This is a genomic window from Amycolatopsis sp. NPDC049691, assembly GCF_040675005.1.
In the GTDB taxonomy this organism is placed as follows: domain Bacteria; phylum Actinomycetota; class Actinomycetes; order Mycobacteriales; family Pseudonocardiaceae; genus Amycolatopsis.
In genome coordinates this window covers 66,427-92,074 of sequence record NZ_JBFANX010000022.1, presented here as the reverse complement: position 1 = coordinate 92,074, position 25,648 = coordinate 66,427, and the positions used below count along the sequence as shown (strand labels likewise).

At 72.2% G+C, this 25,648-nt stretch carries 27 protein-coding genes; 11 read left to right on the top strand and 16 right to left on the bottom strand.

Translation table 11 applies throughout. The features are described from left to right. Nucleotides 1-34 precede the first annotated feature (34 nt). The 3 genes from AB0J40_RS37615 to AB0J40_RS37605 all read right to left on the bottom strand — a co-directional run bounded on the left by AB0J40_RS37615 (nt 35) and on the right by AB0J40_RS37605 (nt 2,203). Nucleotides 35-238, bottom strand: coding sequence for a DUF6186 family protein (locus tag AB0J40_RS37615; protein WP_364463248.1), 204 nt, complete (start codon nt 236-238; stop codon nt 35-37). Continuing rightward, on the bottom strand, nt 235-804 hold the full coding sequence (locus tag AB0J40_RS37610) for a hypothetical protein (protein ID WP_364463245.1): 570 nt from the start codon (nt 802-804) through the stop codon (nt 235-237). The genes AB0J40_RS37615 and AB0J40_RS37610 overlap by 4 nt, the downstream gene beginning before the upstream one ends. A gap of 73 nt (nt 805-877) precedes the next feature. Further along, on the bottom strand, nt 878-2,203 hold the full coding sequence (locus tag AB0J40_RS37605; RefSeq protein ID WP_364463242.1) for an aspartate aminotransferase family protein: 1,326 nt from the start codon (nt 2,201-2,203) through the stop codon (nt 878-880). An 87-nt stretch (nt 2,204-2,290) separates the two neighbouring features. Between AB0J40_RS37605 and AB0J40_RS37600 the strand changes: the two genes are divergently transcribed. Next, nucleotides 2,291-3,211 (top strand): LysR family transcriptional regulator, encoded by a 921-nt coding sequence (locus AB0J40_RS37600; protein WP_364463239.1) that lies wholly within the window; start codon nt 2,291-2,293, stop codon nt 3,209-3,211. Here AB0J40_RS37600 and AB0J40_RS37595 read toward each other — a convergent pair. The 5 genes from AB0J40_RS37595 to AB0J40_RS37575 all read right to left on the bottom strand — a co-directional run bounded on the left by AB0J40_RS37595 (nt 3,208) and on the right by AB0J40_RS37575 (nt 11,726). Continuing rightward, entirely contained in the window at nt 3,208-5,253 is a 2,046-nt protein-coding gene (locus AB0J40_RS37595; protein ID WP_364463236.1) for a hypothetical protein, read from the bottom strand. The two genes, AB0J40_RS37600 and AB0J40_RS37595, sit on opposite strands and share 4 nt — an antisense overlap. Continuing rightward, complete coding sequence (locus AB0J40_RS37590) at nt 5,250-8,069, bottom strand: helicase HerA-like domain-containing protein (RefSeq protein ID WP_364463233.1); 2,820 nt, start codon at nt 8,067-8,069, stop codon at nt 5,250-5,252. The genes AB0J40_RS37595 and AB0J40_RS37590 overlap by 4 nt, the downstream gene beginning before the upstream one ends. Next, nucleotides 8,069-9,973 carry a hypothetical protein gene (locus tag AB0J40_RS37585; protein ID WP_364463230.1) on the bottom strand — a complete coding sequence of 635 codons (1,905 nt, stop codon included), beginning with the start codon at nt 9,971-9,973 and terminating at the stop codon, nt 8,069-8,071. Before AB0J40_RS37585 ends, AB0J40_RS37590 begins: the two co-directional genes overlap by 1 nt. A 140-nt stretch (nt 9,974-10,113) precedes the next feature. Next, nucleotides 10,114-10,611, bottom strand: a complete 498-nt coding sequence (locus tag AB0J40_RS37580; protein ID WP_364463227.1) for a hydrogenase maturation protease — start codon at nt 10,609-10,611, stop codon at nt 10,114-10,116. A 71-nt stretch (nt 10,612-10,682) separates the two neighbouring features. Further along, on the bottom strand, nt 10,683-11,726 hold the full coding sequence (locus tag AB0J40_RS37575; RefSeq protein ID WP_364463225.1) for a tetratricopeptide repeat protein: 1,044 nt from the start codon (nt 11,724-11,726) through the stop codon (nt 10,683-10,685). A gap of 178 nt (nt 11,727-11,904) precedes the next feature. Here AB0J40_RS37575 and AB0J40_RS37570 point away from each other — a divergent pair, with 178 nt between their 5' ends. The 4 genes from AB0J40_RS37570 to AB0J40_RS37555 all read left to right on the top strand — a co-directional run bounded on the left by AB0J40_RS37570 (nt 11,905) and on the right by AB0J40_RS37555 (nt 15,458). Then, entirely contained in the window at nt 11,905-12,585 is a 681-nt protein-coding gene (locus AB0J40_RS37570) for an HNH endonuclease family protein (RefSeq protein WP_364463222.1), read from the top strand. Between the two features lie 10 nt (nt 12,586-12,595). Further along, nucleotides 12,596-13,237, top strand: a complete 642-nt coding sequence (locus AB0J40_RS37565; protein ID WP_364463219.1) for an alpha/beta hydrolase — start codon at nt 12,596-12,598, stop codon at nt 13,235-13,237. Between the two features lie 143 nt (nt 13,238-13,380). After that, nucleotides 13,381-14,124, top strand: a complete 744-nt coding sequence (locus AB0J40_RS37560; protein ID WP_364463216.1) for a 3D domain-containing protein — start codon at nt 13,381-13,383, stop codon at nt 14,122-14,124. Nucleotides 14,125-14,135: 11 nt separating this feature from the next. Continuing rightward, nucleotides 14,136-15,458 carry a cellulose binding domain-containing protein gene (locus AB0J40_RS37555; protein ID WP_364463213.1) on the top strand — a complete coding sequence of 441 codons (1,323 nt, stop codon included), beginning with the start codon at nt 14,136-14,138 and terminating at the stop codon, nt 15,456-15,458. Nucleotides 15,459-15,563: 105 nt separating this feature from the next. Here the strand turns inward: AB0J40_RS37555 and AB0J40_RS37550 are convergent, their stop codons facing one another. Then, on the bottom strand, nt 15,564-16,202 hold the full coding sequence (locus AB0J40_RS37550) for a nitroreductase family protein (RefSeq protein WP_364463210.1): 639 nt from the start codon (nt 16,200-16,202) through the stop codon (nt 15,564-15,566). 18 nt (nt 16,203-16,220) lie between these two features. Then, nucleotides 16,221-17,198 (bottom strand): aldo/keto reductase, encoded by a 978-nt coding sequence (locus AB0J40_RS37545; RefSeq protein ID WP_364463208.1) that lies wholly within the window; start codon nt 17,196-17,198, stop codon nt 16,221-16,223. 33 nt (nt 17,199-17,231) lie between these two features. On the opposite strand from AB0J40_RS37545, the gene AB0J40_RS37540 reads away from it, so the two are divergent. Continuing rightward, on the top strand, nt 17,232-17,723 hold the full coding sequence (locus AB0J40_RS37540) for a MarR family transcriptional regulator (protein ID WP_364463205.1): 492 nt from the start codon (nt 17,232-17,234) through the stop codon (nt 17,721-17,723). Here AB0J40_RS37540 and AB0J40_RS37535 read toward each other — a convergent pair whose 3' ends face one another. The 3 genes from AB0J40_RS37535 to AB0J40_RS37525 form a co-directional block, all read right to left on the bottom strand. Beyond that, nucleotides 17,724-18,143 (bottom strand): ATP-binding protein, encoded by a 420-nt coding sequence (locus AB0J40_RS37535; RefSeq protein WP_364463202.1) that lies wholly within the window; start codon nt 18,141-18,143, stop codon nt 17,724-17,726. 61 nt (nt 18,144-18,204) lie between these two features. Next, nucleotides 18,205-18,978, bottom strand: a complete 774-nt coding sequence (locus AB0J40_RS37530; protein ID WP_364463199.1) for a SigB/SigF/SigG family RNA polymerase sigma factor — start codon at nt 18,976-18,978, stop codon at nt 18,205-18,207. Next, on the bottom strand, nt 18,975-19,391 hold the full coding sequence (locus AB0J40_RS37525; protein WP_364463196.1) for an anti-sigma factor: 417 nt from the start codon (nt 19,389-19,391) through the stop codon (nt 18,975-18,977). Before AB0J40_RS37525 ends, AB0J40_RS37530 begins: the two co-directional genes overlap by 4 nt. Before the next feature lie 162 nt (nt 19,392-19,553). Between AB0J40_RS37525 and AB0J40_RS37520 the strand changes: the two genes are divergently transcribed. The 3 genes from AB0J40_RS37520 to AB0J40_RS37510 all read left to right on the top strand — a co-directional run bounded on the left by AB0J40_RS37520 (nt 19,554) and on the right by AB0J40_RS37510 (nt 21,268). Beyond that, nucleotides 19,554-19,862, top strand: a complete 309-nt coding sequence (locus AB0J40_RS37520) for a WhiB family transcriptional regulator (RefSeq protein WP_364463193.1) — start codon at nt 19,554-19,556, stop codon at nt 19,860-19,862. A gap of 206 nt (nt 19,863-20,068) precedes the next feature. Continuing rightward, the gene (locus AB0J40_RS37515) at nt 20,069-20,422 is read left to right on the top strand and encodes an STAS domain-containing protein (protein WP_086862300.1); all 354 of its coding nucleotides are present in this window, start codon (nt 20,069-20,071) and stop codon (nt 20,420-20,422) included. Nucleotides 20,423-20,479: 57 nt separating this feature from the next. Continuing rightward, nucleotides 20,480-21,268, top strand: a complete 789-nt coding sequence (locus tag AB0J40_RS37510) for a metal-dependent hydrolase (protein WP_364463440.1) — start codon at nt 20,480-20,482, stop codon at nt 21,266-21,268. On the opposite strand, the gene AB0J40_RS37505 is transcribed toward AB0J40_RS37510, so the two are convergent. Then, a complete protein-coding gene (locus tag AB0J40_RS37505; protein ID WP_364463190.1) occupies nt 21,231-22,001 on the bottom strand; it encodes a nuclear transport factor 2 family protein in 771 nt (256 codons plus the stop codon). The genes AB0J40_RS37510 and AB0J40_RS37505 overlap by 38 nt on opposite strands. Before the next feature lie 96 nt (nt 22,002-22,097). Here AB0J40_RS37505 and AB0J40_RS37500 point away from each other — a divergent pair, with 96 nt between their 5' ends. After that, entirely contained in the window at nt 22,098-22,658 is a 561-nt protein-coding gene (locus AB0J40_RS37500) for a TetR/AcrR family transcriptional regulator (protein ID WP_364463187.1), read from the top strand. On the opposite strand, the gene AB0J40_RS37495 is transcribed toward AB0J40_RS37500, so the two are convergent. Both AB0J40_RS37495 and AB0J40_RS37490 read right to left on the bottom strand, forming a co-directional pair. Continuing rightward, on the bottom strand, nt 22,632-23,948 hold the full coding sequence (locus AB0J40_RS37495) for a helix-turn-helix transcriptional regulator (protein ID WP_364463184.1): 1,317 nt from the start codon (nt 23,946-23,948) through the stop codon (nt 22,632-22,634). The two genes, AB0J40_RS37500 and AB0J40_RS37495, sit on opposite strands and share 27 nt — an antisense overlap. Before the next feature lie 9 nt (nt 23,949-23,957). Continuing rightward, complete coding sequence (locus AB0J40_RS37490) at nt 23,958-25,190, bottom strand: MFS transporter (RefSeq protein ID WP_364463181.1); 1,233 nt, start codon at nt 25,188-25,190, stop codon at nt 23,958-23,960. Between the two features lie 127 nt (nt 25,191-25,317). Here AB0J40_RS37490 and AB0J40_RS37485 point away from each other — a divergent pair, with 127 nt between their 5' ends. Next, on the top strand, nt 25,318-25,641 hold the full coding sequence (locus tag AB0J40_RS37485) for a hypothetical protein (protein ID WP_364463179.1): 324 nt from the start codon (nt 25,318-25,320) through the stop codon (nt 25,639-25,641). The last annotated feature ends 7 nt before the right edge of the window (nt 25,642-25,648 follow it).

The window sequence follows — 25,648 nt, the reverse complement described above, 5'->3', positions numbered from 1 at the left end:
TGCCGGCTCCCCGGGCCGGCAAAGGAGGCCTTCTTCAATGCCCCACGAAGAAGTGCCAGCCGACCCACCACCAGGCCAGCACGAACGCGATCCGCGCGCTCCGCCGTCGCATCACCACGGCCAGCACGCTGGTCAGCTTCGGCACCCGCTTCGGCCACACGTGGCTCGCCACGCCCAGCCCGATCGCGACCAGGACGATCAGGCCGAACCCCAGCTCCGTGAGCACCCGGGTGCTCACGACCGCCTCGCCTCGGCCGCCGCGCGGAGCATCGCCAGGCCCGCCGCCAGCCAGCCCGTGATCGCCAGTGCCTGGACCCAGCGGTGCGTCAGCAGCGGGTCGACGAGGTCGCTCATCGTCGGGTGGGTGAGCGACAGCCCGCCCGCCGCCTGCTCGTACACGAACGACAGCAGCTCCCAGCCGCACCAGCCGAGCGCCACCGCCGACCACAGCCACGCCCGCCGCGGCACCGGCCGGTCGGCGGGCAGCGACGGGTCGCGCCACTCGGCGACCAGCGCGACCAGGCCGATCGCCGAGATCGCGACCGCCACCGGGACGCTGTCGCGGCCGAACGCCAGCACCAGCAGCCCGGCCGCGATCACCGCGAACCCCGGCACCCGGAACGGCTCGCCGAGTTCCGCGATCTCCGTGCGCGGCCGTTCGGTGACCAGGAGAACCAGCGTGACGGCGAGGAAGATAAGCGCGTCCGCCGGCGCGCCGCGGATCCAGTGCGCGATCGCCGCGAGGGTGAGCGCGACGACCGGGAGGTCGACGGTGAGCGGGTGACTGCGGAAGCCGAGAGCCATGGCGTAGCTCCTTCGCGACAGGTCCTTGTCATTGCTAACAAAAAACCCGGCGCGCGGCCAGCGGATTCCGCCCTCAGAGCGTTTTGACGGCGTCTCCGATCGCTTCGTCGAGGATGGACAGGCCCAGTGCAATCTCCTCTTCGGACGCCGTCAGCGGCGGCGCGATCCGGAACACCCCGCCCATCCCGGGCAGCTGCACGATGTTCATGTGCAGCCCCAGCTCGAGGCAGCGCCGCGTGACGCGCCCGCCGAGCTCGTCCGAACTGCGCTTCGTCTCGCGGTCGACGACCAGCTCCAGCCCCGCCAGCAGGCCGCGGCCGCGGATGTCGCCGACGACCTCGTGGCGGTGGGCGATCCGCTCGAGACCGTGGCGCAGCAACGAGCCCAGCTGCAGGGCGCGCTCGTCGAGGTGGTCGCGGTGCAGGACGTCCAGCACCGTGTTGCCGACGGCCGCGGGCAGCGGGTCCGCGACGTGCGTCGTGAAGAACAGGAAGCCGCGCTCGTGCGCCTCCTGCTCGATTTCCGCGCTGGTCAGCACCGCCGCCAGCGGGAGGCCGGCGCCGAGCGTCTTCGACAGCGTCAGGATGTCCGGGACGACGCCGTCGCGCTCGAACGCGTACCACGTGCCGGTGCGGCACAGGCCCGTCTGGGCCTCGTCGAGGATCAGCAGCATGCCGCGTTCCCGGCACTTCCGCTGCAGCGCGGCGAAGTAGCCGGGCGGCGGTTCGATGATGCCGCCCGAACTCAGGATCGGCTCGACGATGCACGCCGCGAGACTGCCGACCGACTGCGCGTCGATCAGGTCGAAGCCGAAGTCGAGCTGGCGGCGCCAGTCGAGGTGGCCGTCGGCGTCGGTGAAGTCCGGCCGGTACGCGTTGGGCGCGGGGATGGCGAAGTTGCCGGGCGCGGCGGGGCCGTAGCCCTTGCGGCCGGCGCTGTACGTCGCGCTCGCCGCGGCCTGGGTCATGCCGTGCCACGACCGGGCGAACGAGACGATCTCGTGCTTGCCGGTGACGAGCTTCGCCATCCGGATGGCGGCTTCGTTGGATTCGGCGCCCGTGGTGAGCAGCAGCGCCTTCTCCAGCGGCGCCGGCAGCGTCTCGGCCAGGCGGCGCGCGAGGTCGACGACCGGGCGGCTCAGCATGCCGCTGAAGAGGTGGTCGAGCTTCGCGACCTGGCGCTGGACGGTGTCGACGATCTCCGGGTGCGAGTGCCCGAGGATCGCGCTCATCTGGCCGGAGGTGAAGTCGAGGATGCGGCGGCCGTCTTCGGTGAAGACGAAGCTGCCTTCGGCGTGGTCGATGATTTCGCGGGTGAAGGTGCCGCCGTAGCGCACGAGGTGCCGGTCGGCGTCGGTCCAGAACGCTTCTGCGGTGGTTTCGGAGGTCGGGGCAGCCATGCCTTCGACGGTAAGGCGTCGCCGAGCGACACGTCCATCTCACGATTCCGGCTTTCTTGTTCGGTTCTGCCGCACAAGAATGGGCGGATGCTGAACCCGTGGCGCCTGCGGCTGCTGAGCCGGCTCGACACACTGGGGACCGTCCGCGCGGTGGCCCACGACGCGAACCTGAGCGCGTCGAGCGTGTCGCAGCAGCTGGCCGTGCTCGAAGCGGAAACCCGCACCCAGCTGCTGGAACGCACCGGCCGCCGGGTCCGCCTGACGCCGGCGGGGCTGATGCTGGCGCGGCGCGCGCGGGCGATCCTCGACCACATGGACACGGTCGAGGCGGAGCTGCGCAGCCTCGGCGAGGAGCCGGTCGGCCTGGTCCGGCTCGGCGCGTTCCAGAGCGCGATCCACACGATGGCGGTCCCGGCGGTGACGCGGCTGGCGGGCGCGTACCCGCACCTGGAGGTCGAGCTGTTGGAGCTGGAGCCGCACGCGAGCATCCCGGCCCTGCGCGGCGGCGACGCGGACGTGATCATCACGACGACGGACTTCGTCCAGCTGCCCCTGGGCCCCGACCTCGACATCGTCCCGCTGGCCACGGACCCGATCGTGCTGGTGACCTCCGCGGAAGGTCGCGGCCCGGCGGTGTTGTCGGCGTACGCGGATTCGCCGTGGGCGCTGGATGTGCCGCAGTCGTACATGGCGGACCTGACGCTGCGGTTGTGCCGCGAGTCGGGCTTCGAGCCGCGGGTGGTGTGCCGGTTCAGCAACTACCTGATGACGTTGCAGCACGTGGAGGCTGGGTTGTCGATCGCGCTGCTGCCGTTGCTGGCGGTGGACCGCCGCTACCGGGTGGTGACGCGCGAGCTGGCCACCCCGGTGACCCGCACGATCGCGGCGGTGGTGCGCCGGGGAACGCCGTTGCGGGCGGGGGTGAACGTGGTGCTCGACGCGTTGCGGCAGCCGCCGGACCTCCCGGCCCTGACGGAATGGGCCGGGAGCCGGCGGCCACCGAGCTAGTCGTTCTTCCCGTGCCCGCGGAGGCGGTCCCGCAGCTCCCGGAACTTGGCCTCGACGTAGATCTGCATCCCCTCGCGGTTCTTGTACGCCTCGGCGAGAGCCGCGCCGAACGACTGCATGACCTCGCCGAAGGCTTCCACACCGTGGGGCATTTCGCGGCCGAGCAACTCGGCGAACGTCCCGGCGGCGTGCGCGGCGGTGTCGACCTTCTCGATGGCCTCGGCCGAGGCTTCGTCCCTGGCTTCGTGGTCGTCCGACGACTCGCCGGATCCGGCCGGGTCGTCGGGGCCACCGGGACCGTCCGGCCCGTGGGGCCCGCCGGGGCCACCAGGACCGTCCGGTCCATGTGGGCCGTTGGGTCCATCCGGGCCGTCGGGGTCATCGGGCGGGGAACCGCCGTCGGCCGCTTCGGGTGCCGCCGGTTCCTCGGGCATCATCGACGGCTGGTCTCCCCGCAAGGCACTGACCATGCCCTTGAGCCCGTCGAGACCGGTTTCGTACATCGCGCCGGCCGTGAAGGCGGTGGCGGCCAGAGCGCCCAGCGTGTGGTCGGCCGGCGCCGGCACCGCGTCGACCCTGACCTCCTGACCGGTGTGGATCTCGGTGTGTCCGGGGGTTCCGTAGGCGTCGGTCACCGCATTGGTGAGCTTCTCCGCCTTCTCGGCGCCCTTCGCCATCTCCGTGGACGACCGTTCCTTCGGTTTCTGTTCGAGGGCCGGTTCCGTTTTCCGCTCGACGCCGGTTTCGTCGCGGTTCGGCTCGTCCGGCGAATTCGCGGCGTCCGGCTCGGGGCGCTGCTTCTCCACGAGTTCTCCGCGCTCGTTCACGACTGCCACGTAGTCGTTCGGCCCCAGCTCCGGGATCCGTGACTCCGGTCCGCCGGGTGAGTTGTCGCCTCCACCCCGCGTGCCGGAATCCGTCCGCGTGCCGGAATCCGTCCGCGTTTCGGCGCCGGGTGCGACCCGGACTTCGGGCGATCCCGCCGAGCCCCGGTCGGGGTTTTCGGATCGGCCGGAAGCCTGAGCCTCAACCACCGGCAGCTCCCGGGAAGCCTGCTCCGGCCCGGGAACCTCGGACCGGACGGCTCGCTCCGGCGACCGGCCGGGATCGGTGTCCTGGCCGGACTCCAGCCTCACGGGCTCTTCGAACACGACCGGCTGTTCGGTCCGCGATTCGGCCGCCGTCGTGCTCGACGGGCCGTCCCACATCGGACCGGGCAGGGTGAGTTCCCGCTCCCGCTCGAAGTCGTCCGGATCGTCGCCGCCGGTGTCTTCCCGATCCGCTTGCTCCGGTTCCTCGGCGCGATCGTCTTCGGGGCGGTCAGGGTCTTCAGCTTGGTCGGCGCGGTCGTCGGTGTCCTCGGGCGGCTGTTCGTCGTCGCGGCGATCCGTGTCGTCGGGCGCCACGTCGTCTTCGGGACGGTCGGGGTCTTCGGTGCCGTCGGTGTCCTCTGGCGGCTGTTCGTTGTCGCGGAGGTCGTCTTCGCCGCGGCGGTCGGCTTCTTCGGCGCGTTCGTTGGCGGCGTCGTCTTCGGGGTGGCCGGGGTCTTCGGCGTCGTCCGTGTCCTCCGGCGGCTGTTCGTCGGCACGCAGGTCGTTCTCGTCGCGGTGGTCGGCTTCTTCGGCGCGCTCGCCGGCGGCGTCGTCCTCGGGCTGCTCGGTGGCATCCGGCTCGTCGTCCGGCGGGTCGTCGTCGGCCGCCCGGTCCTCCGCCTGGTCGGGGGTTTCTTCCGTGCCTGGGTCGGGTTCGTCGTCCGGGGGATCGTCCGGGACGTCGTCCGGGTCCTCGGGCGGTGGTTCCTCCGCGCTGTCGTCCGGCGGATCCTCCGCGCCGGGATCGTCCACCGCGGCGTCGTCTTCGCGGGGCTGGTCCGGCTCGTCGTCGGGTGGGTCGTCGGGTGTGCCGGTCTCCTCGGGCCCCTGATCCGGGGTGTCGTCCGGTGAGTCGTCCTCCGCCGGGCCTTCGGGGTGGTCCGGCTCCGTGTCCGCGGGTTCCGGTGGGGGCTCCGGCGCTTCGGGTGCTCCCTCGCTGGTCTCGTTCATCGTTTGGCCCCCTCGGCGTCCAAGCGCAGCACGCGGTCGGCGCGGAACTCGATGTTCAGGAACTTCGTCGCCGCCTGGACGCGGGCGGTCTCCGTCTTCGCGTTGCTCAGCTGGGCCGCCGCCTTCAGGATCAACGTCGGCCGGGTCGTGCCGATGACGGTTGGTCCGTCGTCGGACCACTGCTCCGGGCGCCGGCGCAGGGCCGCCAGCTGCTCCGCGCGTGTCGCACCTTCGAGGAGCAATCCCCGGTCCGCCCACGACGACGTCAGCGGATGCGGCCCGGTGTCCGGCTCATCGGCCTTCAGCGCCAGCAGGACGTCGTACCAGCGGTAGCTCCCCGCCTGCCACCGGACCTCCGGACCCGCGCAGCCCGGCTCACCCGCCAACGTCCGCCGGGCGCTGTCCGCCAGGTGGGAGATGAACCCGGCCGCCGGGTTGTAGCGGGTGATCCCCGCGTAGCGGGCGTCCACCGCCGTCTGGATCCGGTGTGCCACCGCGCATTCCAGCGTCCGCGGGTCGTACTTCGCGTGTACCGAAGCGATCCACGAGTCGGACGGCGTAGGCGCCGGGCGGCCGGCGATGTGCGCGACCGTCAGCAACTCCAGCCACAGCACCAGTTCCGGGTCCTCGTCCGCGCGGTACACCGCGTCGCCCAGCTCGCGCAACGTGCACGCCCGCGCCGCGCACAACTGTCCACATGCGACACTTCGGCGGGCCGCCAGCGGTGGTGACGACGAGGCCGAAGACGCGTCCTCCAGTGACGCACCGAGCGGCATGGCCAACCGCAACGGCCGGTCCATTCCGTCCGTGAACACCGCCGCCCGGCCCGGGGGCAGCGTCACCACGTGGCGGGATTGGGCTTCGCTCAGGTTCATCGTCGCTCCGACCGCCTCGCGGTCGTCCGCGGCCGGCAGCCGGTGGAGGATCTTGCACGCCGTGTTCTTGATGACGTCCGGAACGATCTTGCCCGGGATCTGCTCCGCCACCACGATTCCTTCGCCGTACGCGCGGATCTCGGCCAGCAGCGACGTGAACAGCTCCACCGCGTGCTCGGTCGGGCTGCCCGGCTCCGCCCGCTTCAGCAGCCGGTGCGCCTCCTCCAGCACCAGCACGTGCTTCAGCCCGGCCGAACCGGCCACGTGGTGGACGCGCAGGTGCTCGAACAGCCGGATCAGCACCGCGCCGATGAAGAACGCCTTGTCCATGTCGGAGCCGATGTCCTCGATCTCCAGCACGACGTTGCCGCGCAGCAGCCGCGCGATGTCCAGGGGGTGGCCGCCCTCGAAGAAGCGGCCCGGTGTGCCCAGTCGCAGCGACCCGATGCGGACGTCGACGAAGCCGCGGACGTTGTCGGCGACCTCCTTGCCGTAGCCGATGCCCTTGACCACCTCGATCGCCGTCTGCTGCAGGTCGCCCAGGCTCGGGTACTTCACCCGCCCGACGCGGCCGCGGACCTCGCCGGTCACCGGGTCCCAGCCCTGTTCGGTATAGCACCGGGTCAGTGCCTGCGCGAGGACCTGCGGGAACGGCTCGTCCGCGTCGAACGCCGCCAGGAACAGCGCGCGGGTCAGGTCCAGGTGCGTCTGCAGCGGGAAGCCCGCCGCCGGTTCCAGGGGGTTGAGCCCGGCCGGGTACGCGCCGGGGTCGCCCGGGCGGATCACCGTGACCTCGCCGGACGGGCCGAGCCGGCCCGCCATCGCCGCGTACTCCGCCTTCGCCGGCTCGATGACCAGCCACGGGACGCCCGCGGTGTGCAGCCCCTCCAGCAGATGCCGGACGGTCTGAGACTTGCCGGACCCGGTGGCGCCCGCGACGAACGTGTGCCGGTTGAGCGTGTCGAGCGCGACGCGGAACTCGCCCACCTCCTGGTCCGCGTCGTCGAGGACGGTGCCGAGCGGGATCTCGCCGTCGGCCTCCGGGGTGACGTCGAACAGCGGCGGCTCGGTCATCCGGATCCCCGGCAGCTCGCGCCGCGGCGGGCGGGCGATCGCCGCGACGAACTCGCCGGGCGCCGCGAACGCGCCCTCGCTCTTCCACGCCGACGCCAGCGGGACGCAGTCGGTGCCCGGTGTCAGCACGTACGGCAGCGCGTCGAGGTCGCTGGCGCTGCACAGCAACGCGGCCGCCGCGCGCGTGCTCGGCTCGTCCGGGCCGCCGACCAGGACGTGCACCGTCCACAGCCCGGCGGACTTGGCCCGCGACAGCTCCCGGTACCGGCCCTCGGCCCGCAGCAGCGCGATCCGGTCCGGTTCGGAGTTCTCCCGCTGCCGCAGCCGCGGGATCGTCGTCTCGAGGCCGACGAGCTCGCGTTCGACGGCGTCGGTGCCCAGCGGCTCGGCGACGACCAGCCAGACGAACTCGCCGGGCAGGTGGGCGACGTAGTCGTCGAAGCCGCCGCGGCCCGGCGCGTCCGCACCGGACTGGGGTGTCCACAGTGGATCGTGGGCGCCCGCGCACCGCGTCCACGCCGGCAGTGCCGCCCACTCTTCGACGGTCTCGGCGACGGGTGTGCCGAGGCTGCCCGGCGGGTAGAGGATCGGCACCGGGCCGTCGGCGGGCCGCGCGACCGGCGAGTGCGGGCGCCCGCCGACCAGCACGCGCAGCGACCGCGCCCCGCCCGTGCGGTCCCAGGCGACCGCGAACGCCGCGTCGGGGCCGCGGAACCGCAGGTCGGCGTGGGCCGCGGTGAGCGCGGCGAACAGCTGCGCCGGGGCGCGGCCGCCGGTCTCGTCGGGCCGGTCGGCGTCCGTGGCGAGGTCGTCGCCGCGCGGCACCGACAGCAGGCGGTGGAAGCCGAAGCCGGCGAGCGGGGACATCAGCGCGGGAGCGCGACCCGGTCGAGCAGGACGATGCCGGGGTTGCAGTCGCCCATGACCACCCGCCGCCCGCTCGGACCCGCCTCGACGAGCACGAACGCCGTCGGCGCGAGCGACTGCAGCGCCGTCGGCTCGACCTGGAACTCGTACACGCGGGCGCGCGTCTCGCCTTCGCTGCGCGAGATGGCTTCGGACTGGTTGACGGTGTCCTGCCAGTTGCTCTCGCGGGAGGTCGACGAGCTGAAGTTCCGGCTCCAGTTCGAACCCGACGACCACGACCCGCCGCTGCCGCCGCTCCCGCTGGTGAAACTGCTGCTGCCGCCGTAGCTGTAGCCGCGGCTGCTGGAGGAGCCGGTGGACCCGCCCGTGCTGGACGAGTTGCCTTCGGTGAACGTCTTGCCCATCTCCGCGGTCAGCTGGGAGAGGACGAACTTGAAGCCGCGGCCGATGAACTCCGCCGCGTTCGCCGCCTCGTTCGCGTTGCCCAGCTGCATGAGCAGGCTGACGCTGCCGGAGCCGCCGAGCAGCTTCTGCAGGTCGTCGCGCAGGTGCCGGAGCAGGAAGACGAGCCGGACCCCGGCGCGGCGGGCCTGCTGGGCCATGGACTCCAGCGCGTCGAGCCCGATCTGGTCGGCGCCGGCGACGATCAGCACCTCGCGGCCGGTCGTCTCCCGGGAGTGCAGCTCCTGCAGGGCGCGGTGGAAGACGACGTGGTCGAGGAACCGCTTGTGCCGCCCGATCTTGGTCCGGGTCGCGACGACGGACAGGCCGCGCGACGGCCAGCTCGCGCGGAACCCGGTGGGCGTGCCGTCGGTGGGCTGCTCGGTCCGCGCCAGCCCGCGGATCTCGCCTTCGAGCGCGATGAGCTCGTTGCGCACCTGCTCGGTGTTGCCGACGGTGTCCACATAGGAGTTGAGCTTGCGCAGCTCGTCGGCCGACAGCGTTTCGTCCGAGCCCGCGTCGTACACCCGGCGCAGCACCTGCAGCCCGGCGACGAGCTTGGTGAACGTGACCGGCCCGGTCAGCCGCTCGGCCACGGTGGTGAGCAGGTCGGCGTGCAGGCCGCGCAGGTCGGCGCCCAGCGCCGTGCGGTTCAGGTTGTGCATCGCCTCGGCGACGACCTCGGCCAGCTCGTGCGGGTCGAGGTCGGCGAGCAGGCCGAACGCGCCGAGGTCGCGCGGCAGCTCGTGCACGGCGACCTCGTAGCCCTTGGCCGCCGCGGCCAGCGTCAGGTCGTCGGCGACGGCCATGTCGGTCAGGTCCAGCAGCAGCATCGACGCGCCGCCGGCCAGCTGGGCGGCGCCGCTGGTGGCGAGCAGGCTCGCCCAGCCGTCCTCGGTCCCGCCGAAGACGTCGACGCGGTTGGGCCGGGTGTTCAGCTTCACCGGCTGCCACAGCATCGCGGAGCCGAACCGCTCGCGTTCCCGGCGGTCGTGCTCGGCGACCCGCTGCTGCCACGCGAAGTGGGCCTGCGTGTACGACTCGAGCGCGCGGTTGTAGTGGGACTCGTAGCCGCGCTTCATCACGGTGAACCGCCGCCGCGTCCGGAAGAAGTGCACGATCGCCAGGACGACGCCGACGACGAGCACCACGCTGGTGGTGATCTGGGCGGCCAGCGGGACCTGCTTCGAGACGGACTCCATCATCCCGCCGACCATCACGACCAGGACGACGGTCAGGGCGAGCCAGCCGAGCAGCCCGAGCCAGGCGCGCTTGCTGCGCTTCTCCCGCAGCAGGTAGTCGTGTGGCGCGTACACCTGCTCGGCGACCGGTGGGGTGGCCGACTCCGGGCTCACAGTGACCGGCGCGGGTGGCGTGTACTCCCAGCCCCACGTTTCGCGCGCGCCGAACAGCCGCTCCCACATCTCGGTCGTGCCGCCGACCGCAACGTCCCGCCCCTGCACTGGCCCCTCCGGAGTCCGCCATTCGCCCGGTTGCCGCACGATTGTGCCCCGGCGGACCGACAAAAGTGACAGCATTCCCCCGATCGTCCACATCCGGACACTGTCCGGGGGACGGCCGGCCGCGGGCGGACACCCGGCGCTCAGACCTCCGCGTTCTCCTTGCGCGGCAGCTCCGGGCTGGTTCCCCAGGCGAGCTCGGTGACCGCGCGGACCGCGGCCGGGACGGCGGCCGCCACTTCCGGCGACAGGCCGATCCCGCCGTCGAGGCAGGCCGGTTCGCAGCCGACGACCAGGACGCGCCCGGCGTCGCCGCCGAGCAGGCCGAGCAGCCGGAACACCGCGTCCGGGCGCAGGCCGTGCGCGTCGATGGCCGGCGAAGCGGCCAGGTCGTCGGTGTCCGCCTCGATCAGCGAGAGCGTGCCGGGCGGGCGGCCGTGCGGGGTCGCGTCGAGCAGGATCGTCGTGTCGTAGCCGCCCGTCAGGTCGTAGGCGAGGTGGGTGACCGCGATGCCGTAGTCGGCGATCTGCACCCACGGCGGCAGGTCGGCCGCCTCCAGCTCCTTGATGACCTCGACGGCGAAACCGTCGTCGCTCAGGAAGATGTTGCCGATGCCGGCGACCAGGACCCGTGGCCTCATTCCGCGACCTCCACAGTGCGGTGGCTCGTCCCCGGTCCAGGCTAGAACTGTGAAGTGGATCACACAATAGGTCAGAAGTGGTGCTCGCGGTCGTCCTGGACGTGCTCCGCGCGGGCGAGCCACTGCTCCGCCTCGTGGGCGGCCCCTCGCGACCGCAGCATCCGGGCCAGGCTGAGCATGCCCTGGACGTCGCCGGTGTCGGCGGCCCGGCGGAACCACCGCTCGGCCTCGCCGAAGTCCTCCCGGTGCTCGGCGAGGTGCCCGAGGTTGGTGAGCGCGGGGACGCTGCCGTGCTCGGCGGCCTTGCGGTACCAGGCCGCGGCCTCGCCCTCGTCGCCGCGGTTGCGGGCCAGCACGCCGAGGTTCGTCATCGCCGCCGGGTCACCGCGCTCGGCGGCGTCGAGGTACCAGTTCTCGGCTTCTTCGAGGTCGCCGCGGCGGTGCAGCAGCAGCCCGAGCCGGACGATCGCCTCGACGTGCCCGCCGGTCGCGCCCTGGCGGTACCACGACTCGGCGTCGCCGGGCCTGCCGAGCCGTTCGGCCTGCCTGCCCAGCTGGCAGGTGGCGGCGAGGTCGCCCGCCTGCACGGCCGAGCGCCACCAGCGGGAGGCTTCGGCGGCCTGGCCGCGGTCGCGCAGCACGATGCCGAGGTCGACCATCGCGCTCGTGATCCCGGCGTCGGCGGCCTGCCGCAGCCACGTCTCGGCCTCTTCGGTCCGCCCCTGCTCGCGCAGCATGTGCCCGAGCGCGGCGATCGAGGGCAGGTCGCCGGTGCGGGCGGCCTCGGCGTACCAGTGCTGGGCGTCTTCGCGCTTGCCGCGCCGCTCGTAGGAGCGGGCGAGGTTCAGCATCCCGTGCGGCTCGCCGGCCAGTGCGGCCTCGTGGTACCAGCGCTCGGCTTCCTCCTGCGCGCCGCGTTCGGCGAGCAGGTGCGCCAGCGACGTCATCGAGACGCGGTCGCCGCCCATCGCGGCCTTGCGGAACCACGACTCGGCCTCGGCGAGGTTCCCCTGCTCGCGCATGGCGGAGCCCATCCTGGCCATGGCGACGACGTTGCCGCCCTCAGCGGCTTTGCGCTGGAAGAACTCGTCGAACTTCTTGAGCCGGCCGGGCATCGGCTGCTCCCTCCGGATGGGTCCTGCTCCGGTAGTCGCAGATGATCGGCTCGGTGTGACACCCCTGCCGTGGGTGGGCGAGGTCACATTCGCGCCAGGTCGTCGTGTCGGCGCGGTTTTCCCAGGCCGGCAGGGGTGAGACTACGCCGCGCTCAGGTGAATTCGAGAGGAGAAAATCGTGGCGGCCCGCGGCTTTCGGCTCAGCGTGACCCAACGATCTCTGCTGGTAGTCGCGATCCTGGCGGTGGCCTTCTTCGGGTACTGGGCGACGAGAAGCTCCGGTGCGACCCCGCCGCCGTCGCCGTCGTCCGCGGCACCGGTTCCGGTCAGCGCGGCCGACGCGCAGAAGCAGCTCGGCGAGCTGACCATCGCCGCGCGGACGTCGATGGACGGCTACTCGCGTGAGAAGTTCCCGCACTGGGACAACCAAGGGTCAGGCTGTGACACCCGCGAAGTCGTCCTCAAGCGGGACGGCAAGGACGTCAAGACCGACAAGGACTGCCGGCCGACGTCCGGGACGTGGCACAGCGTCTACGACGACGAGACCTGGACCAAGGCGACCGACGTCGACATCGACCACATGGTCCCGCTCGGGCAGGCGTGGGCCAGCGGCGCGAAGACGTGGACGACCGAGAAGCGCGAGCAGTTCGCCAACGACCTGACCCGGCCGCAGCTGTTCGCCGTCACCGACAACGTCAACCAGCAGAAGAGCGACAAGGCGCCGGACCAGTGGAAGCCGCCGCTCGTGGCGTTCTGGTGCACCTACGCGACCGACTGGATCGTGGTGAAGCACTACTACGGCCTGACGATCACCGAAGGCGAGAAAACCGCCTTGACGGACATGCTGCGCCGCTGCTGAGCTGGCCGGCATGACGACGTTCGCGCTGATCCACGGTGGCGGCGGCAGCGGGTGGGACTTCCACCTGCTCGGCCCGGAGCTGGAGGCGCGCGGCCACAGCTTCGTCGCGCCGGACCTGCCGATCACCGACCCTTCGGCCGGGCTCTCGGACTTCGTCGACACCGTGTTGGCGGCGTTGGGCGACACTTCGGACGTCGCCGTCGTCGGGCATTCGTACGGCGGGTTCACGGCCTCGCTGGTCGCCGCGAAGGTGCGCGCGCGGCTGCTGGTCTACCTGGCCGGGATGATCCCGGCGCCGGGGGAGCCGCCGGGCCAGTGGTGGTCCAACACCGGCTTCTCCGCCCCCTCGGGGCTCACGGAGATCGAGACGTTCTTCAACGGCGTCGACCCGGCGCTCGCCGCGGAAGGCATGGCGCACGGGCGCGAGCAGGTGAGCCGCGAGGGCGAGGACCCGTGGCCGCTGCCGGCCCACCCGGACGTCCCGACCCGGGTCCTGCTGTGCCGCGACGACCGGTTCTTCACGCCGGACTTTCAGCGCCGGGTGGCCAAAGAGCGCCTGGGCCTGACGCCGGACGAGGTCGACGGCCCGCACTGCGCCCCGCTGAGTCACCCCGCGCAGATCGCCGACCGCCTGGTGAGTTACCTCGGCTGAGCCGATCGGGGTACCGGAAAACTTAAAGGTCTAGACCTATTGACTGTGTGGTCCAGGCCACTTAACGTCAGGTGCGCGGCGAACCCGCACCTCCCCACCCGCGTCACCTCCACCCCGGTCCCCACCATGGAGGTCTCCTCGTCATGCGCTTGGCCAGAGTCCTCGCGCTGGCGGCCTTCGCCGCCGGCAGCCTGCTCGTCGCGCCCGCCGCGTCCGCGGCCACCTTGCCCGCCTGCCAGCACTTCTACCCCGGCCCGATCCCGGACCGCCCGGTCACCGGCGGCCACGGTCCCGGCACGCTCGTCGGCGCCGTCGACGTCAGCAACCGCCTGCCCGCGCCCGGTTCGGTCAGCGGCGGCCTCGGCGCGGACGGCAAGGTCACTTTCACCTTCGCCCGCGTCGCCGGCGCGAAGGCCTACCGCGCGTTCCGCAACGGCCAGGCCCTGCAGTGGATCAGCGACTGGGGCCAGCCGACGCTCACCGTCACCGACGCGAGCCCGTGCGAGAACGCGAACTACCAGCTCTACGCGATGACGGCCGAGGACAACTCGCCCGGCTCGCTCGGTCAGATCTCGACGGCGTACCGCCTCGACGGCACCAGCCGGCTCGCGCCCTACCGCATCCCGGCGGGCACCACGCTGAACTACCGCGTGACGTCGTACAACGACGTCGCCCAGACCGCGCTGGGCTATAACGCCGGGCCGGGCTTCTGCGCGGTCGACGCCCGGATCATCCCGTGGGGCACCAGGTTCTCCGTGCCGGGCTACGGCGAGTGCTACGCGGCGGACATCGGCAGCTGGATAAAGGACGACATCGTCGACGTCTGGCTGCCCGGCTCGCAGGCCGACGCCTGGGGCATCCAGCGGCTCACCCTGACCGTGCGCTGAAAGGGCCCGCCATGAAAGCCAAGCTCGCCCTCGCGGCGACGATCCTCTCGGCGGCGACGGTCCTCGTCGTCTCGCCCGCGACCGCGGCCACCGCGCCGTCGGCGGCGTTCGCCAAGGACTCCGACTGGGGCTCCGGCTACCAGGCGAAGTACACGATCAGCGCGGGCACGTCCGCGCTGACGAGCTGGAAGCTGGAGTTCGACCTGCCGTCCGGCTCGTCGCTCGGGTCCTACTGGGACGCGATCGACACGCCATCCGGCACGCACCACTCGTTCGCCAACCGCGAGTACAACGGCTCGGTCGCCGCCGGTGCGTCGACGAGCTTCGGGTTCCTGGTCAGCGGCAGCGGGTTGCCCGCGAACTGCAAGCTGAACGGGCAGCCGTGCACGGGCGGGACGTCTCCGACGACCACTACCCCTCCTTCGACGACGACGACGACCACCACCACCACGCCGCCGACCGGCGGGAGCGCCCGGGTGTCGCCGTACATCGACATCACGATGGCGACCCCGTCGCTGGTTTCGGTGGCGAACGCGACGGGCCAGAAGAACTTCACGCTGGCCTTCGCGCTCGGCAGCAGCCTCGGCTGCGACCCGCAGTGGGGCGGCACGGTCCCGCTGCTGGACTCCCGGATCATCAACGACGTCAACGCGTTGCGCTCGCTCGGCGGCGGCGTCACGGTGGCCTCGGGCGGGGCGCTGGGCCCGTACCTGGAGAACGTCTGCGGCTCGGTGGACGCGCTGTACAACGCGTACGTGAAGACGCTGGACGCGGTGGGCAGCAACAGCCTGGACGTCGACGTGGAGGCGTCGATCCCGACGGCGATGGTCAACCAGGCGCTGCTGCGGTTGCAGCAGCAGCGCGGCACGCACATCAGCTACACGATGCGGATCCAGGGCCAGGACTACGGGATGGACCCGTTCTCGGTGTCGATCCTGCAGGACGCGGCGGCACGCGGGCTGAACGTGGTGGTCAACCCGATGCTGATGGACTTCGGCTACAGCGGCTCGTGGGGCGACGCGCTGGTGTCGGCGGCGAACGCGACCTTGGGCCAGATGAAGACGATCTGGCCGGCGAAGTCCGACGCCGAGATCAAGGGGCTGCTGGGCTTGACCCCGATGATCGGCCGCAACGACACGGGTTCGGTGACGGACCAGGCTGCGGCACGTCAGCTGCTGGCGTTCGCGCAGGCGAACCACGTGGCGAGCATCGGCTTCTGGTCGGCGGGCCGCGACAACGGCGGCTGCCCGGGCGGGGGAGCGGTGGCGACGTGCTCGGGGATCGCGCAGTCGCTGTACGAGTTCACGAACATCTTCAAGGCCTACACGGGCTGAGCCCCGGCCTCCTCGCCGACGTCCCCCCCCTGCCCCGGTGAGGAGGCCGCCACGGGGTCGTGAGTGAGAAACAGTGTTCCAACGCTGTTTCTCACTCACGACCGGCTACCAGCGGTCGAGGTGCAGGACCTCTTCCAGGGGCTGGCGCGCGGCCGGTTTGAACGTCTCGCCCGTGTAGAACGCCGTCGGGATCAGGGCCGCCTGGTGGACGTTCTTCGGCAGCCCCAGCACCTCCGCCGCCTCCTGCTCGTACGCCAGGTGCAGCGTCGTCCACGCCGTGCCCAGCGTCACCGACCTCGCCGCCAGCATGTAGCTCCACACCGCCGGCAGCAGCGACGCCCACAGCCCCGCCTGGTTGCCCGCCGGGAGCTCCGCCGAGGGCGTCTCCAGGCAGGGCACCACGAGCACCGGCACGTCGCCCATCCGGTCGGCCAGGTACTCGACGCTGCTGCCGACGCGCTGCTGGACCGCGGCCCGGGAAGGGTCGTCAGCGAACAGCTTCCCGGCCGCGCGATCCGAAGCCAGGTACTCGTGGCACGCCCGGCTGTAGATGCTCCCGAGCGCCGCCCGCTGCTCCGCGTCCGTGACCACCAGCCACTGCCAGCGCTGGGTGTTCGAGCCGCTCGGCGCCTGCAGTGCCACCTGCACGCAGTGTTTCACCAGGTCGAGCGGCACGGGCCGGTCGAGGTCGAGCCGCTTGCGGACGGTCCTGGTGGTCGTCAGGAGCTCTTCGGGCGTCATCATCGGCCCATCATGCCGGGACTACCAGCGATCGTGCACGAGCGGACGGACCAGCTCGTCGTAGGTCTCCCGCACCCCCGCCAGCGCCTCCGCGGACAACGGCGGCAAAGCAGCCGCGGCCGTGTTCGCCGTGGCCTGCGAAGCGTTGCGCGCGCCCGGGATCACCGTGCTCACGCCCGGCTGGTCGATGATCCAGCGCAGGGCGAACTGCGCCAGCGTCTGGCCTTCGGGCACCAGCCCGCGCAGCCGCTCGACCGCCTCCAGCCCGACCTCGTACGGCACGCCCGAGAACGTCTCGCCGACGTCGAACGCCTCGCCGTGGCGGTTGAAGTTGCGGTGGTCGTCGGCGGCGAACGTCGTCGAAGCCGTGTAGCGGCCGGACAGCAGGCCCGACGCCAGCGGCACCCGCGCGATGATCCCCGCGCCAGCCTCGGCCGCCGCGGGCAGCACCCGCTCCAGCGGCTTGAGCCGCAGGCAGTTGAGGATGATCTGCACCGAAGCGACGTTGGGCCGCGCCAACGCCGTCAACGCCTCGTCACAGGTCTCGACGCTCACGCCGTACGCCTTGATCCGGCCTTCTTCGACCATCGCGTCGAGCGCGTCGTACACGGCGTCGGACGAGTACACCGCAGTCGGCGGGCAGTGCAGCTGGACCAGGTCGAGCGTGTCCACCCCGAGGTTGCGGCGCGACCGGTCGTTCCACTCGCGGAAGTTCGCGGCGACGTAGTTCTCCGGCACCTGCTCGACCCGGCGGCCCATCTTGGTCGCCACGAACACGCCGGGACGCCCGGCCGCGAACCGGCCGACCAGCCGCTCGCTGCGCCCGTCGCCGTAGACGTCCGCGGTGTCGAAGAAGGTGACGCCGGCGTCGGCCGCCGCGTCCAGCACCGCCAGTGCGTCCTTTTCGTCGACTTCGCCCCAGTCCGCGCCGAGCTGCCAGCAGCCGAGCCCGACGACGGACACCTCGCGGCCCAGCCGGGCGATCTTCCGGTTCTCCATGCCGCGATCCAAGCACACCTATGATCGGCCGTCATGGCCATGACATCGGGTCCGGACGGGCTCGGGACCCGGATGCGGCACGTCCTGGAAATCCTCGAGGGCGACGTCGCGCAGTTCCTCGCCGACATCGGCCTCGCCGACTACCGCCCGCGGTACTCGGGCGTGGTGCGGGCGCTGCTCGCGCGCGGCCCGCTGGCCATCCGCGACCTCGCCGCCGAGATGGGCGTGACGCACTCGGCGGCCAGCCAGACCGTCGCGCAGATGAACCGCGCCGGGCTCGTCAGCCTCGAACCGGGCGCGGACGCCCGCCAGCGGATCGTGTCCCTGACCGAGAAGACGCGCGGCCTGCTGCCGCTGATCGAGGCGGAGTGGACGGCGACGACGGAGGCGTCGGAGGCGCTGGAAGCCGAGCTGCCCTACCCGTTGCGCGGGGTGCTGGCGGCGATCGTGGAGGCGCTGGAGCGGAAGCCGTTCCGGCAGCGGATCGCCGAGACCGCCGCCGCGCGGGAGCTCCTGGAGCGCTGATCAGGCGCCGGCGACGCGGAAGACGGCCCAGACGAGCTTGCCGCCGGGGCAGCGCTCGAAGCCCCAGTCCTCCGAGAGGGCCTGGACCAGCACGAGCCCGCGGCTACGCGCCTCGGCCGGCGACGGCGCCCGCAGCTCGGGCAGCAGCTGCCCGGCGTCGTACACCCGCAGGGTCAGCAGCCCCTCGGCGTACCCCAGCTCGAGACGCCGCGGACGTTCGCCGTGCTCGAAGGCGTTGGTGACCAGCTCGGACGTGGCCAGCAGGACGTCGTCCAGCTGCGCCTCGCACAGGCCGGCCGCGAGCAGGGCCGAGCGCACCTCGTGCCGCGCCCGGGCCGGGGCCGTCACGTCGTCCGGGAGGGGCACCGTCAGCGGCGCGGCCTGCACAGCTGCGCGCTGAGGCAGCTCCGACGTCGTCATGCGTCCCCCTCCCGTGAGTTCGGGTACCGTCCGCTTGGTACCCAAGCGGGTCAGCGGCTAATCAGGTGCCGTCGGCCAGCTCGGATTCGTCCAGGCCCGAACGCAGCTTCTTCAAAGTCGCGGCCAGCAACCGCGACACCTGCATCTGGGAGACCCCGACGCGGCGGGCGATGTCCGACTGGCTCATCCCGGACCCGAACCGCAGCGCGACGATCTTGCGCTCCCGCTCGGGCAGGCTCTCCAGCATCGGACGCAGTGCCTCGCGCAGCTCGGCCTGGCCGAGCTCGGCGTCCGGCGCCCCGAACCGCGTGTGCGCGGCGTTCTCCAGCAGGTGGTCCAGCGACGCGCCGTAGCGGCCCTGACCGGCGCGCAGGCCCTCGTAGACGTCCTCGATCGGCACGCCGAGCCGCGCGGCGATCTCACTGGGCTTCGGTGCCCGCGAAAGCTGCACCGTGAGCTCCTCGCGCGCGGCGGAGATGTTCGCGTTCAGCTCCTTGAGCCGCCGCGGCACCCGCACCGACCAGCTGTTGTCGCGGAAGTGGTGGCGCAGCTCCCCGGAGATGGTGGGAACGGCGAAGGCCAGGAAGTCCGTCCCCTGCTCGGGGTCGAACCGGTCGACGGCGTGGATGAGCCCGACCGTGGCGATCTGGACCAGGTCCTCCATCGCCTCGTCGCGGTTGCGGAACTTGCGGGCCAGGTTGCGCGCGAGCTCCAGGTGCGTGCGCACGAGCGTGTCGCGGATGCGCTCCCGCTCCGGGGAGTCCGCCGGCAGCCCGGCGAGTCGGGTGAACAGCGCGGCGACGTCTTCCCCGCTGCCCCCGGCGGGATCGCTCACGAGTCCGCCGCCTGGCTCTCCCGGACGAGGTCGACCCGGGACAGGTAGCGCCCGTTCTCCGGGGTCACCGTGCGCTCGGCCGACGTCGCGAGCGCGGTCAGCAGCTGCCACGACAGACCGGAGTCGTCTTCGTGGTCGGGTGTGTCCGAAAGCACCGACACGGAGACCTCGATGCGCGGCCCGCTCCACGAGAAAACGCAGGTCAGGCGGCCGTCCGAGCTGGCGGGGAGCAACAGCGAGCACGCTTCGTCCACCGCCATCCGGAGGTCCTCGACGGCGTCGAGGTCGAAGTCCTGGCGCATGGCGATGTCCGCCACGATCGTGCGCAGCGTCGGCACGACGTGCGGGATCGCGGCCGTCCGCACCTCGATGACCTGCGCGCCTTCCGGGACGAGCGGGGCGTTGTCCTCCACGTTTGTTCCTTTCTCCGGCTCGCGCTCAGGGGGTCGGCGGTGTCCTCTTCACGCCCGGTCGCGAGATGCCCGTGGGGTGAGCAAACCAAACCCGGGTTTGATCCGCTGCACCGGCGGGCATGTAGCGGTCGACATGCTCATCCTGGGAAAGGCAGGGACGACATGGCTGACGTCAGCCGGCTGCCCAACGTGGTTGCTGAAGAGTGGGAATGGCAGCTGCGCGGTTCTTGCCGCGGCGCGGACAGCAGCCTGTTCTTCCACACGGACAACGAGCGGGGTTCGGCGCGCGAGCGGCGCGAGTCCCGGGCCAAGGCCATCTGCCAGACGTGCCCGGTGCTCGCCCAGTGCCGCCGGCACGCGATGACCGTGCAGGAGCCGTACGGCATCTGGGGCGGCCTCGGCGAGATCGAGCGGCGGCAGCTGTTCCTGCGCCAGCGCAGGGCGGCGCGCAAGGCCGTGAGCGCGCACTGACCAGGCAGGATCCGATCGCGAGTGAACAGTCCACGCGAATGGGCGGCGGCCGTGGCGGGCTCGGTCGCTTCCTGGGTTAGGGTTGGCCCCGGAGTTGCCTTTGACCGTGCCGGCGCGAGCTTCAGGAAGGCACGGTGACACGGTTGCCGCTTGAGACAGCAGGCGCGTACCCGGCGCAGGAGCAGCGCCTGACGAGGAGAAACTGCATGCCCGCAGCCGACCAGAACGCCACCCCGCCCGGGTTCGGCATCACGCTGGACACCGACGCGACGGAGCCCCGGGTGGTGGTCACCGGCGAGCTCGATCTGCTCACCAGCCCGCAGCTGCAGGAGGCCCTGGCGGGGCTGATCGCGGACAAGCGCGCGCAGCGGGTCGTGGCCGATCTGACCGGGGTGACCTTCTTCGATTCCTCCGCGCTGAACGTGGTGCTCCGCGCACAACGCCAGGCCGGCGAGCAGGACGTCGAGCTCGAGGTCGTCCCGAGTCCCGCCGTGAGTCGCGTGATCGAGCTCACCGGCGTGGCCGAACACCTGAGCGTGTCGGAGGACCCCCAAGCCTGACCGCCCGCTACGGTTCCGCGGACTGATTTCCGCGTGGACCTGGGGGACGGCACGATGATGGGGCGGACGCACGCCCTGACCGGCTGGTGCGCGGGCTTGGCCCTGGCGCCCGCGGTCGGGGCCGGTTCGGTGCACCAGGCGGTGGTCTTCGCGGCCACCACGGCGGGGTTCGCCCTGCTGCCCGACCTCGACCATCCCGGCGCGAGCGCGTCCCGCCTGCTCGGCTGGCTGACGGGCGCGCTGTCGTGGCTGCTGCGCCGCGTGTCGGCGGCGTTCTACGCCCTGACGAAGGGGCCTCGCGACGAGAAGCTGACGGGCCAGCACCGCCACCTCTCCCACACGGTCCTGTTCGCGGCGGGCCTGGGCGCGTTGACGTCGTGGGGCACCGAGGCCGGTGGCCCGTGGGCGGTCGTCGGCGTGGTGATCTTCGGGCTGATGCTGGCGGAAGGCGCGCTGGGCGACTGGCTGCTCCCGGTGAGCGGCGCGGCGGTGGCCTGGTGGTTCTTCACCGCGCCGCCCGACCGGGCCGGCGAACTCGAAGCCATTTCGGGCTGGCTCGGCATCGCGGTGGCGGCGGGCTGCCTGACCCACTGCCTCGGTGACGCGCTGACCGAGTCCGGCTGCCCGTTCCTCTTCCCGATCCCGATCGCGGGCGAGACCTGGTACGAGCTGGGGCCCCCGAAGGCCCTCCGGTTCAAGACGGGCAAGAAGGTCGAAAAGCGGCTCGTCTTCCCGGTGTTCGTGGTGCTGGGCGTGCTGCTGGTGCCGGGGGTGTGGGACTGGTCGGTGCACACGTTCGAGCGGCTGTTCATCCCGCCGGCGAGTCAGCAGGCGACGACTCCCTGAACCGCTTGATCCGCTCCGCCGAGGCGGCGGTGTCCGCGTAGTCGCGGGTGTGGGTGATCAGGCCGTTCTCGACGGTCATGACCATCACGTAGGAGGCCACGAAGGTCTCGCCGCCGAGTTCCTGGTGCAGGTCGAACTCCGCGACCAGCACCGACGGGTCGTTCGTCTCGTGGACGACCACGTTGCCGGCGGCGGTGATCCGCCGGACCGCGGCGGCGGCGTGGAACCGGCGCCGGAGCTCTTCCCGGCCTTTCGTTTCGCGGGGCACGCCGGCCGGGGTGAACGGCATTTCGACGGTGACGTCTTCGGCGTAGAGGTCGGCGAGGTCGTCCCAGCGGTTCGCCACCGAGGCGGCGAGGAAGCGGTCGAACACTTCGCGGGTGCGCAGCGAGGCGAGGGCCAGGTTCGGGTAGTCGCGGTAGGCCGTGATCTCCCCGTCGGCCACCGTGACCACCCCGACCGACGACGGGTGCCCGGACACCGCGAGTTCCAGGACGAACCCGGTCTCGCTGATCGTGACCTCGACCTGGGCCTCCGTCACGCCGATCGCCCGAGCCCGCTCGCGGCCGGTCGCGAGCTGGGCGACGATCGCGTCCCGGCCCTCGGTGCGGTGCCCGAGGAACGGCAGCTCGTACACCGCGTCGGCGGCGAAGAGGTCGGCGAACGGCGCGGTGTCCAGCGAAGACATCCCCGCGCGGACGCGAGCGGCGATTTCGGGCACGGTGCGTGGCATCGGAATTCTCCTGGAAGACTGGGCGTTGAATCGGAACGGTGCACCCGCTTACAACGATACGGAGCCAGCGTTCCGGTTGTCAACGAGGAGACGAACATGGAGAAGATGCGCGCGGACGCGCGGCGCAACCGGGCCAAGGTCCTGGCTGCCGCCGAGGAGGCGTTCGCCGCCGACGGGCTCGCCGTGCCGCTCGACGACATCGCGCGGCTGGCCGGCGTCGGCGCCGGCACCGTCTACCGGCACTTCCCCAGCAAGGAGGCGCTCTTCCAGGCCGTCGTCCTCGAGCGGATCGAGCAGTTCGCCGAAGAGGCGCGTGGGCTCGCCGCCGCCGACGACCCCGGTGCGGTCTTCCTCGACTACTTCGTCCGGGTAATCAAGCAGGCCTCGCTCAACCGGGCCATCTGCGACGCGCTCGCCGAGTCCGGCGGCCACGCCTTCAAGGCCGGCGCCGGCGACGACTTCCGCGCCGCGCTCGCCGAACTGCTGAAGCGGGCCCAGGACGCCGGTGCCGTCCGGCGGGACATCGACGGCGACGACCTGCGGGCGCTCATCGTCGGCTGCCTCGCCGTCGAGCGGTACTCGCCGGGCAGCGGGCACCTCGTCCGGATCGTCGTCGACGGGTTGCGGGCGTCAGCCGGGGAGGGCGACGTCGCGTAGCTGCGCCCGGCTGGCGATGCCGAGCTTCGGGAACAGCTTGTACAGGTGGTAGCCGACGGTTCGCGGGCTGAGGAACAGCCGCGCGCCGATCTCGCGGTTGGACAGCCCGGCCGCCGCCAGTTCGGCGACCTGGCGCTCCTGGGCCGTCAGCCGCCCGGTGCCCGGCGCGGCCGATCCGGCCGCCCGCAGCTCCCGGCCGGCGGTGGCGGCCCACTCCGCCGCGCCCAGGCTTTCGAACGTCTCGAGCGCCGCCCGCAGCTCGGCCTTCGCCTCGGTGATCCGCCGTTCCCGGCGCAGCCGCTGACCCCGCCGAAGCCGGCCCCGCGCCTGTTCGAACGGCAGATCGGGCCCGGCGACCCACTCCGCCGCCGCTTCGGCGCGGTCGAACGCGGCCGCGGCGACGACGTCCCGGTGCCCGAGCGCCGCGAGCCGTTCCGCCGCCTCGGCGAGTTCGCCACGCGAAAGGTGCAGCGCGCCCCATGCCCACCGGGCGTGGGCGGCCGCCAGCGCGTTGTCCTGGGCCGGGGCTTCCCGCAGCACGAGTCCCGCGTACCGGCGGCAGCCGGCGGCGTCGCCGCGCAGGGCGGCGAGACGCGCCAGCACCGCGTGGGCGTCGGTCACCGTCACGCGCTGCTCGGCCGCGGTCCGCAGTGCCTCTTCCGCGTGCGCCTGGGCGTCGGCCCAGCGGCCCAGGTCCAGTTCCAGCTCGGCCAGCCAGACCAGCAGGACCGCGTAGAGCGCGAGAATCCCGTTGGCGCGCAAGCGTTCCGCGGCGACGAACCCGAACTCCCGGGTGGCCTGCCGGTGCTGGCCGCGGCGGCTGATCGCCATCGTGACGAGCCAGCGGTGCGCGTGCCGTTCGGTGAGCGTGTCGGGCACGGCGTCGACGATCTGCCACGGATCCGGCGTCTCGCGATCGCCGACGAGTAGTTCGGCCAGCACGTGGAAGCCGGGTTCGCAGGGCAGCGCGGTGATCCGCCGGGCGAGCGCGACGACGTCGTCCCAGCGGTCGCGGTGGTGGGCGGCGTCCATGGCGAGGAACAGCAGCCGGGCGGCGTGGCTGGGGTCGGTCTGCCCGGCGACGGTGACCAGGTGCTCCTGCGCGGCGGCCAGGTTCCCGCCGTAGAGCTCGATGAGCCCGCGCAGCCGCCCGGTGAACGGCCGGGCGACGGGCTCGGGCACCTGCGCGGCCATGACTTCGAGCAGCCGCCGGGCCCGCGCGGGAGCACCGGCTTTCCACGCGGAGTGGGCGGCTTCGCAGAGGCCGTGGGCCCGCGCGGTCTCGTCCATGCTTCGAAGCTAGGGGTGGCCGGCTGAGACGCCGTTCAGGTCCCGCAGCCGCCGCAGCGGCGACCAGTGCAGGATCGCGGCCGACGCCAGGACGCCCGCCGCCGCGATGTGCAGCGTCGCTCGCATCCCGAACGCGCTCGCCAGGACGCCGCCGAGGAGGCTGCCGAGCGGGATGGCGCCGAAGACCAGCGTGTGCGTGATCGAGTTGACCCGGCCGAGCAGCTCCGGTGGCGCGGCGGCCTGCTGGAAGCTCATGCCGAAGACGTTGAGCACGATGACGCCGAAACTGGCGAAGTACCCGGCGACGACGTAGCACGTGAGCCCCCAGCCCGGGCCGGTGAACGGGTAGAGCTGGTAGGCCAGGCCGTACAGCACCGCCGCACCCCAGAGCGCCCGCGCGCCGCCGATCCGAGCGCCGATCCGCCGCGCGGTGAGCCCGGCGGTGAGGGCGCCGGTCAGCGTGACCGTGCCGAGGAGCCCGATCGCCCACGGGGAAAGGCCGACATCGCGGGCGAGGAACACCACGACGATGGCCAGGTGCACCGACTGGAAGAAGCTCGACACGGCGCCGTGGACGCTGATCGCCAGCAGGATCCGGTCGGCGCGGACGACGCGCAGGCCGTCGCCGATCTCGCGCAGCAGCCGCCGTGGCCGGGGTTCGGGCCGTACGTCGGGCGTTTCGATCCGGCGCAGCCACAGCGCCGACCACAGGTAGCTGACGGCGTCGACGGCCAACGCCGCCGCGTTGCCCAGTGCCTGGACGACCAGCCCGGCCAGGCCGGGACCGGCGACCGCGGCCATCGACAGGTTCGTCTGGAGCCGCGAGTTCGCGTCCGGCAGCTGCTCGCGCGTGACCAGCCGTGGGACGTAGGTCTGGTGCGCGATGTCGAAGAACACGCCGAGCAGCCCGACCCCGAGCACGACGACCAGCAGGTGCGCCAGGCCGAGCACGCCGAACAGCGCGGCGACCGGGATCGAGGCGATCAGCGCCGCGCGGCCGACGTCGGCGGCGATCAGCACCGGGCGGTGGCGCATCCGGTCGCACCACGCGCCGACCTGCAGGCCGAGCACCAGGTACGGCAGGCTCTCCGCCGTCCGCAGGAGCGAAACCTCGAAGACCGACGCGCCGAGCGCGGTGACGGCGAGCAGCGGCACCGCCAGCACGTCGACCCGGCTCCCGAACTGGCTCACCAGGTCGGCGAGCCACAGCCGGCGGAAGTCGCGGTTCGCCAGTGCCCCCACGATCCCAACGTGGCACGCCCGGCAAAGTTGAGTCAAGTCGACTCAAGGTGCACGTTCGGTAACAACAGCTAAGATCAACGCGAGTTATTCCTCGTACCTGCGCTGCGCGTGGCGAGGGGGTGCCCGGATGCACGGCCGACCTACCTGGGGCTCCGCCGCGGTCACCGGGCTGGCGGGGTTCTCCGCCGGACTGCTGGTCGCCGCCCTGCTCATCGCCGGCCGGACGGCTCCCAAGCCCGCCGATCCCGCCACGCCGCCGCCCACGACCGTCTCCGCCGTGCCCGTCACCGTCACCGCGTCCGTGCCGCCGTCCACCGTCACCGCGGTGGAGACTTCGCCGCCGACCACCACCACGAGCGTCGTCGAAGTGACCGTGACGCCGCCGACCACCAGCACCTCGGCGACGCCGACCTCGCCCGCTCTGCCGCTGACCAGCGGGTGGCGTGACTGACCCGTGC

Excerpts from the sequence above, each read along its gene's own strand:
- AB0J40_RS37610 (WP_364463245.1), bottom strand. The coding sequence starts at position 804 with ATGGCTCTCGGCTTCCGCAGTCACCCGCTCACCGTCGACCTCCCGGTC.
- AB0J40_RS37605 (WP_364463242.1), bottom strand. The coding sequence starts at position 2,203 with ATGGCTGCCCCGACCTCCGAAACCACCGCAGAAGCGTTCTGGACCGAC.
- AB0J40_RS37600 (WP_364463239.1), top strand. The coding sequence starts at position 2,291 with ATGCTGAACCCGTGGCGCCTGCGGCTGCTGAGCCGGCTCGACACACTG.
- AB0J40_RS37595 (WP_364463236.1), bottom strand. The coding sequence starts at position 5,253 with ATGAACGAGACCAGCGAGGGAGCACCCGAAGCGCCGGAGCCCCCACCG.
- AB0J40_RS37590 (WP_364463233.1), bottom strand. The coding sequence starts at position 8,069 with ATGTCCCCGCTCGCCGGCTTCGGCTTCCACCGCCTGCTGTCGGTGCCG.
- AB0J40_RS37580 (WP_364463227.1), bottom strand. The coding sequence starts at position 10,611 with ATGAGGCCACGGGTCCTGGTCGCCGGCATCGGCAACATCTTCCTGAGC.
- AB0J40_RS37575 (WP_364463225.1), bottom strand. The coding sequence starts at position 11,726 with ATGCCCGGCCGGCTCAAGAAGTTCGACGAGTTCTTCCAGCGCAAAGCC.
- AB0J40_RS37565 (WP_364463219.1), top strand. The coding sequence starts at position 12,596 with ATGACGACGTTCGCGCTGATCCACGGTGGCGGCGGCAGCGGGTGGGAC.
- AB0J40_RS37560 (WP_364463216.1), top strand. The coding sequence starts at position 13,381 with ATGCGCTTGGCCAGAGTCCTCGCGCTGGCGGCCTTCGCCGCCGGCAGC.
- AB0J40_RS37555 (WP_364463213.1), top strand. The coding sequence starts at position 14,136 with ATGAAAGCCAAGCTCGCCCTCGCGGCGACGATCCTCTCGGCGGCGACG.
- AB0J40_RS37550 (WP_364463210.1), bottom strand. The coding sequence starts at position 16,202 with ATGATGACGCCCGAAGAGCTCCTGACGACCACCAGGACCGTCCGCAAG.
- AB0J40_RS37545 (WP_364463208.1), bottom strand. The coding sequence starts at position 17,198 with ATGGAGAACCGGAAGATCGCCCGGCTGGGCCGCGAGGTGTCCGTCGTC.
- AB0J40_RS37540 (WP_364463205.1), top strand. The coding sequence starts at position 17,232 with ATGGCCATGACATCGGGTCCGGACGGGCTCGGGACCCGGATGCGGCAC.
- AB0J40_RS37535 (WP_364463202.1), bottom strand. The coding sequence starts at position 18,143 with ATGACGACGTCGGAGCTGCCTCAGCGCGCAGCTGTGCAGGCCGCGCCG.
- AB0J40_RS37520 (WP_364463193.1), top strand. The coding sequence starts at position 19,554 with ATGGCTGACGTCAGCCGGCTGCCCAACGTGGTTGCTGAAGAGTGGGAA.
- AB0J40_RS37515 (WP_086862300.1), top strand. The coding sequence starts at position 20,069 with ATGCCCGCAGCCGACCAGAACGCCACCCCGCCCGGGTTCGGCATCACG.
- AB0J40_RS37510 (WP_364463440.1), top strand. The coding sequence starts at position 20,480 with ATGGGGCGGACGCACGCCCTGACCGGCTGGTGCGCGGGCTTGGCCCTG.
- AB0J40_RS37505 (WP_364463190.1), bottom strand. The coding sequence starts at position 22,001 with ATGCCACGCACCGTGCCCGAAATCGCCGCTCGCGTCCGCGCGGGGATG.
- AB0J40_RS37500 (WP_364463187.1), top strand. The coding sequence starts at position 22,098 with ATGGAGAAGATGCGCGCGGACGCGCGGCGCAACCGGGCCAAGGTCCTG.
- AB0J40_RS37495 (WP_364463184.1), bottom strand. The coding sequence starts at position 23,948 with ATGGACGAGACCGCGCGGGCCCACGGCCTCTGCGAAGCCGCCCACTCC.
- AB0J40_RS37485 (WP_364463179.1), top strand. The coding sequence starts at position 25,318 with ATGCACGGCCGACCTACCTGGGGCTCCGCCGCGGTCACCGGGCTGGCG.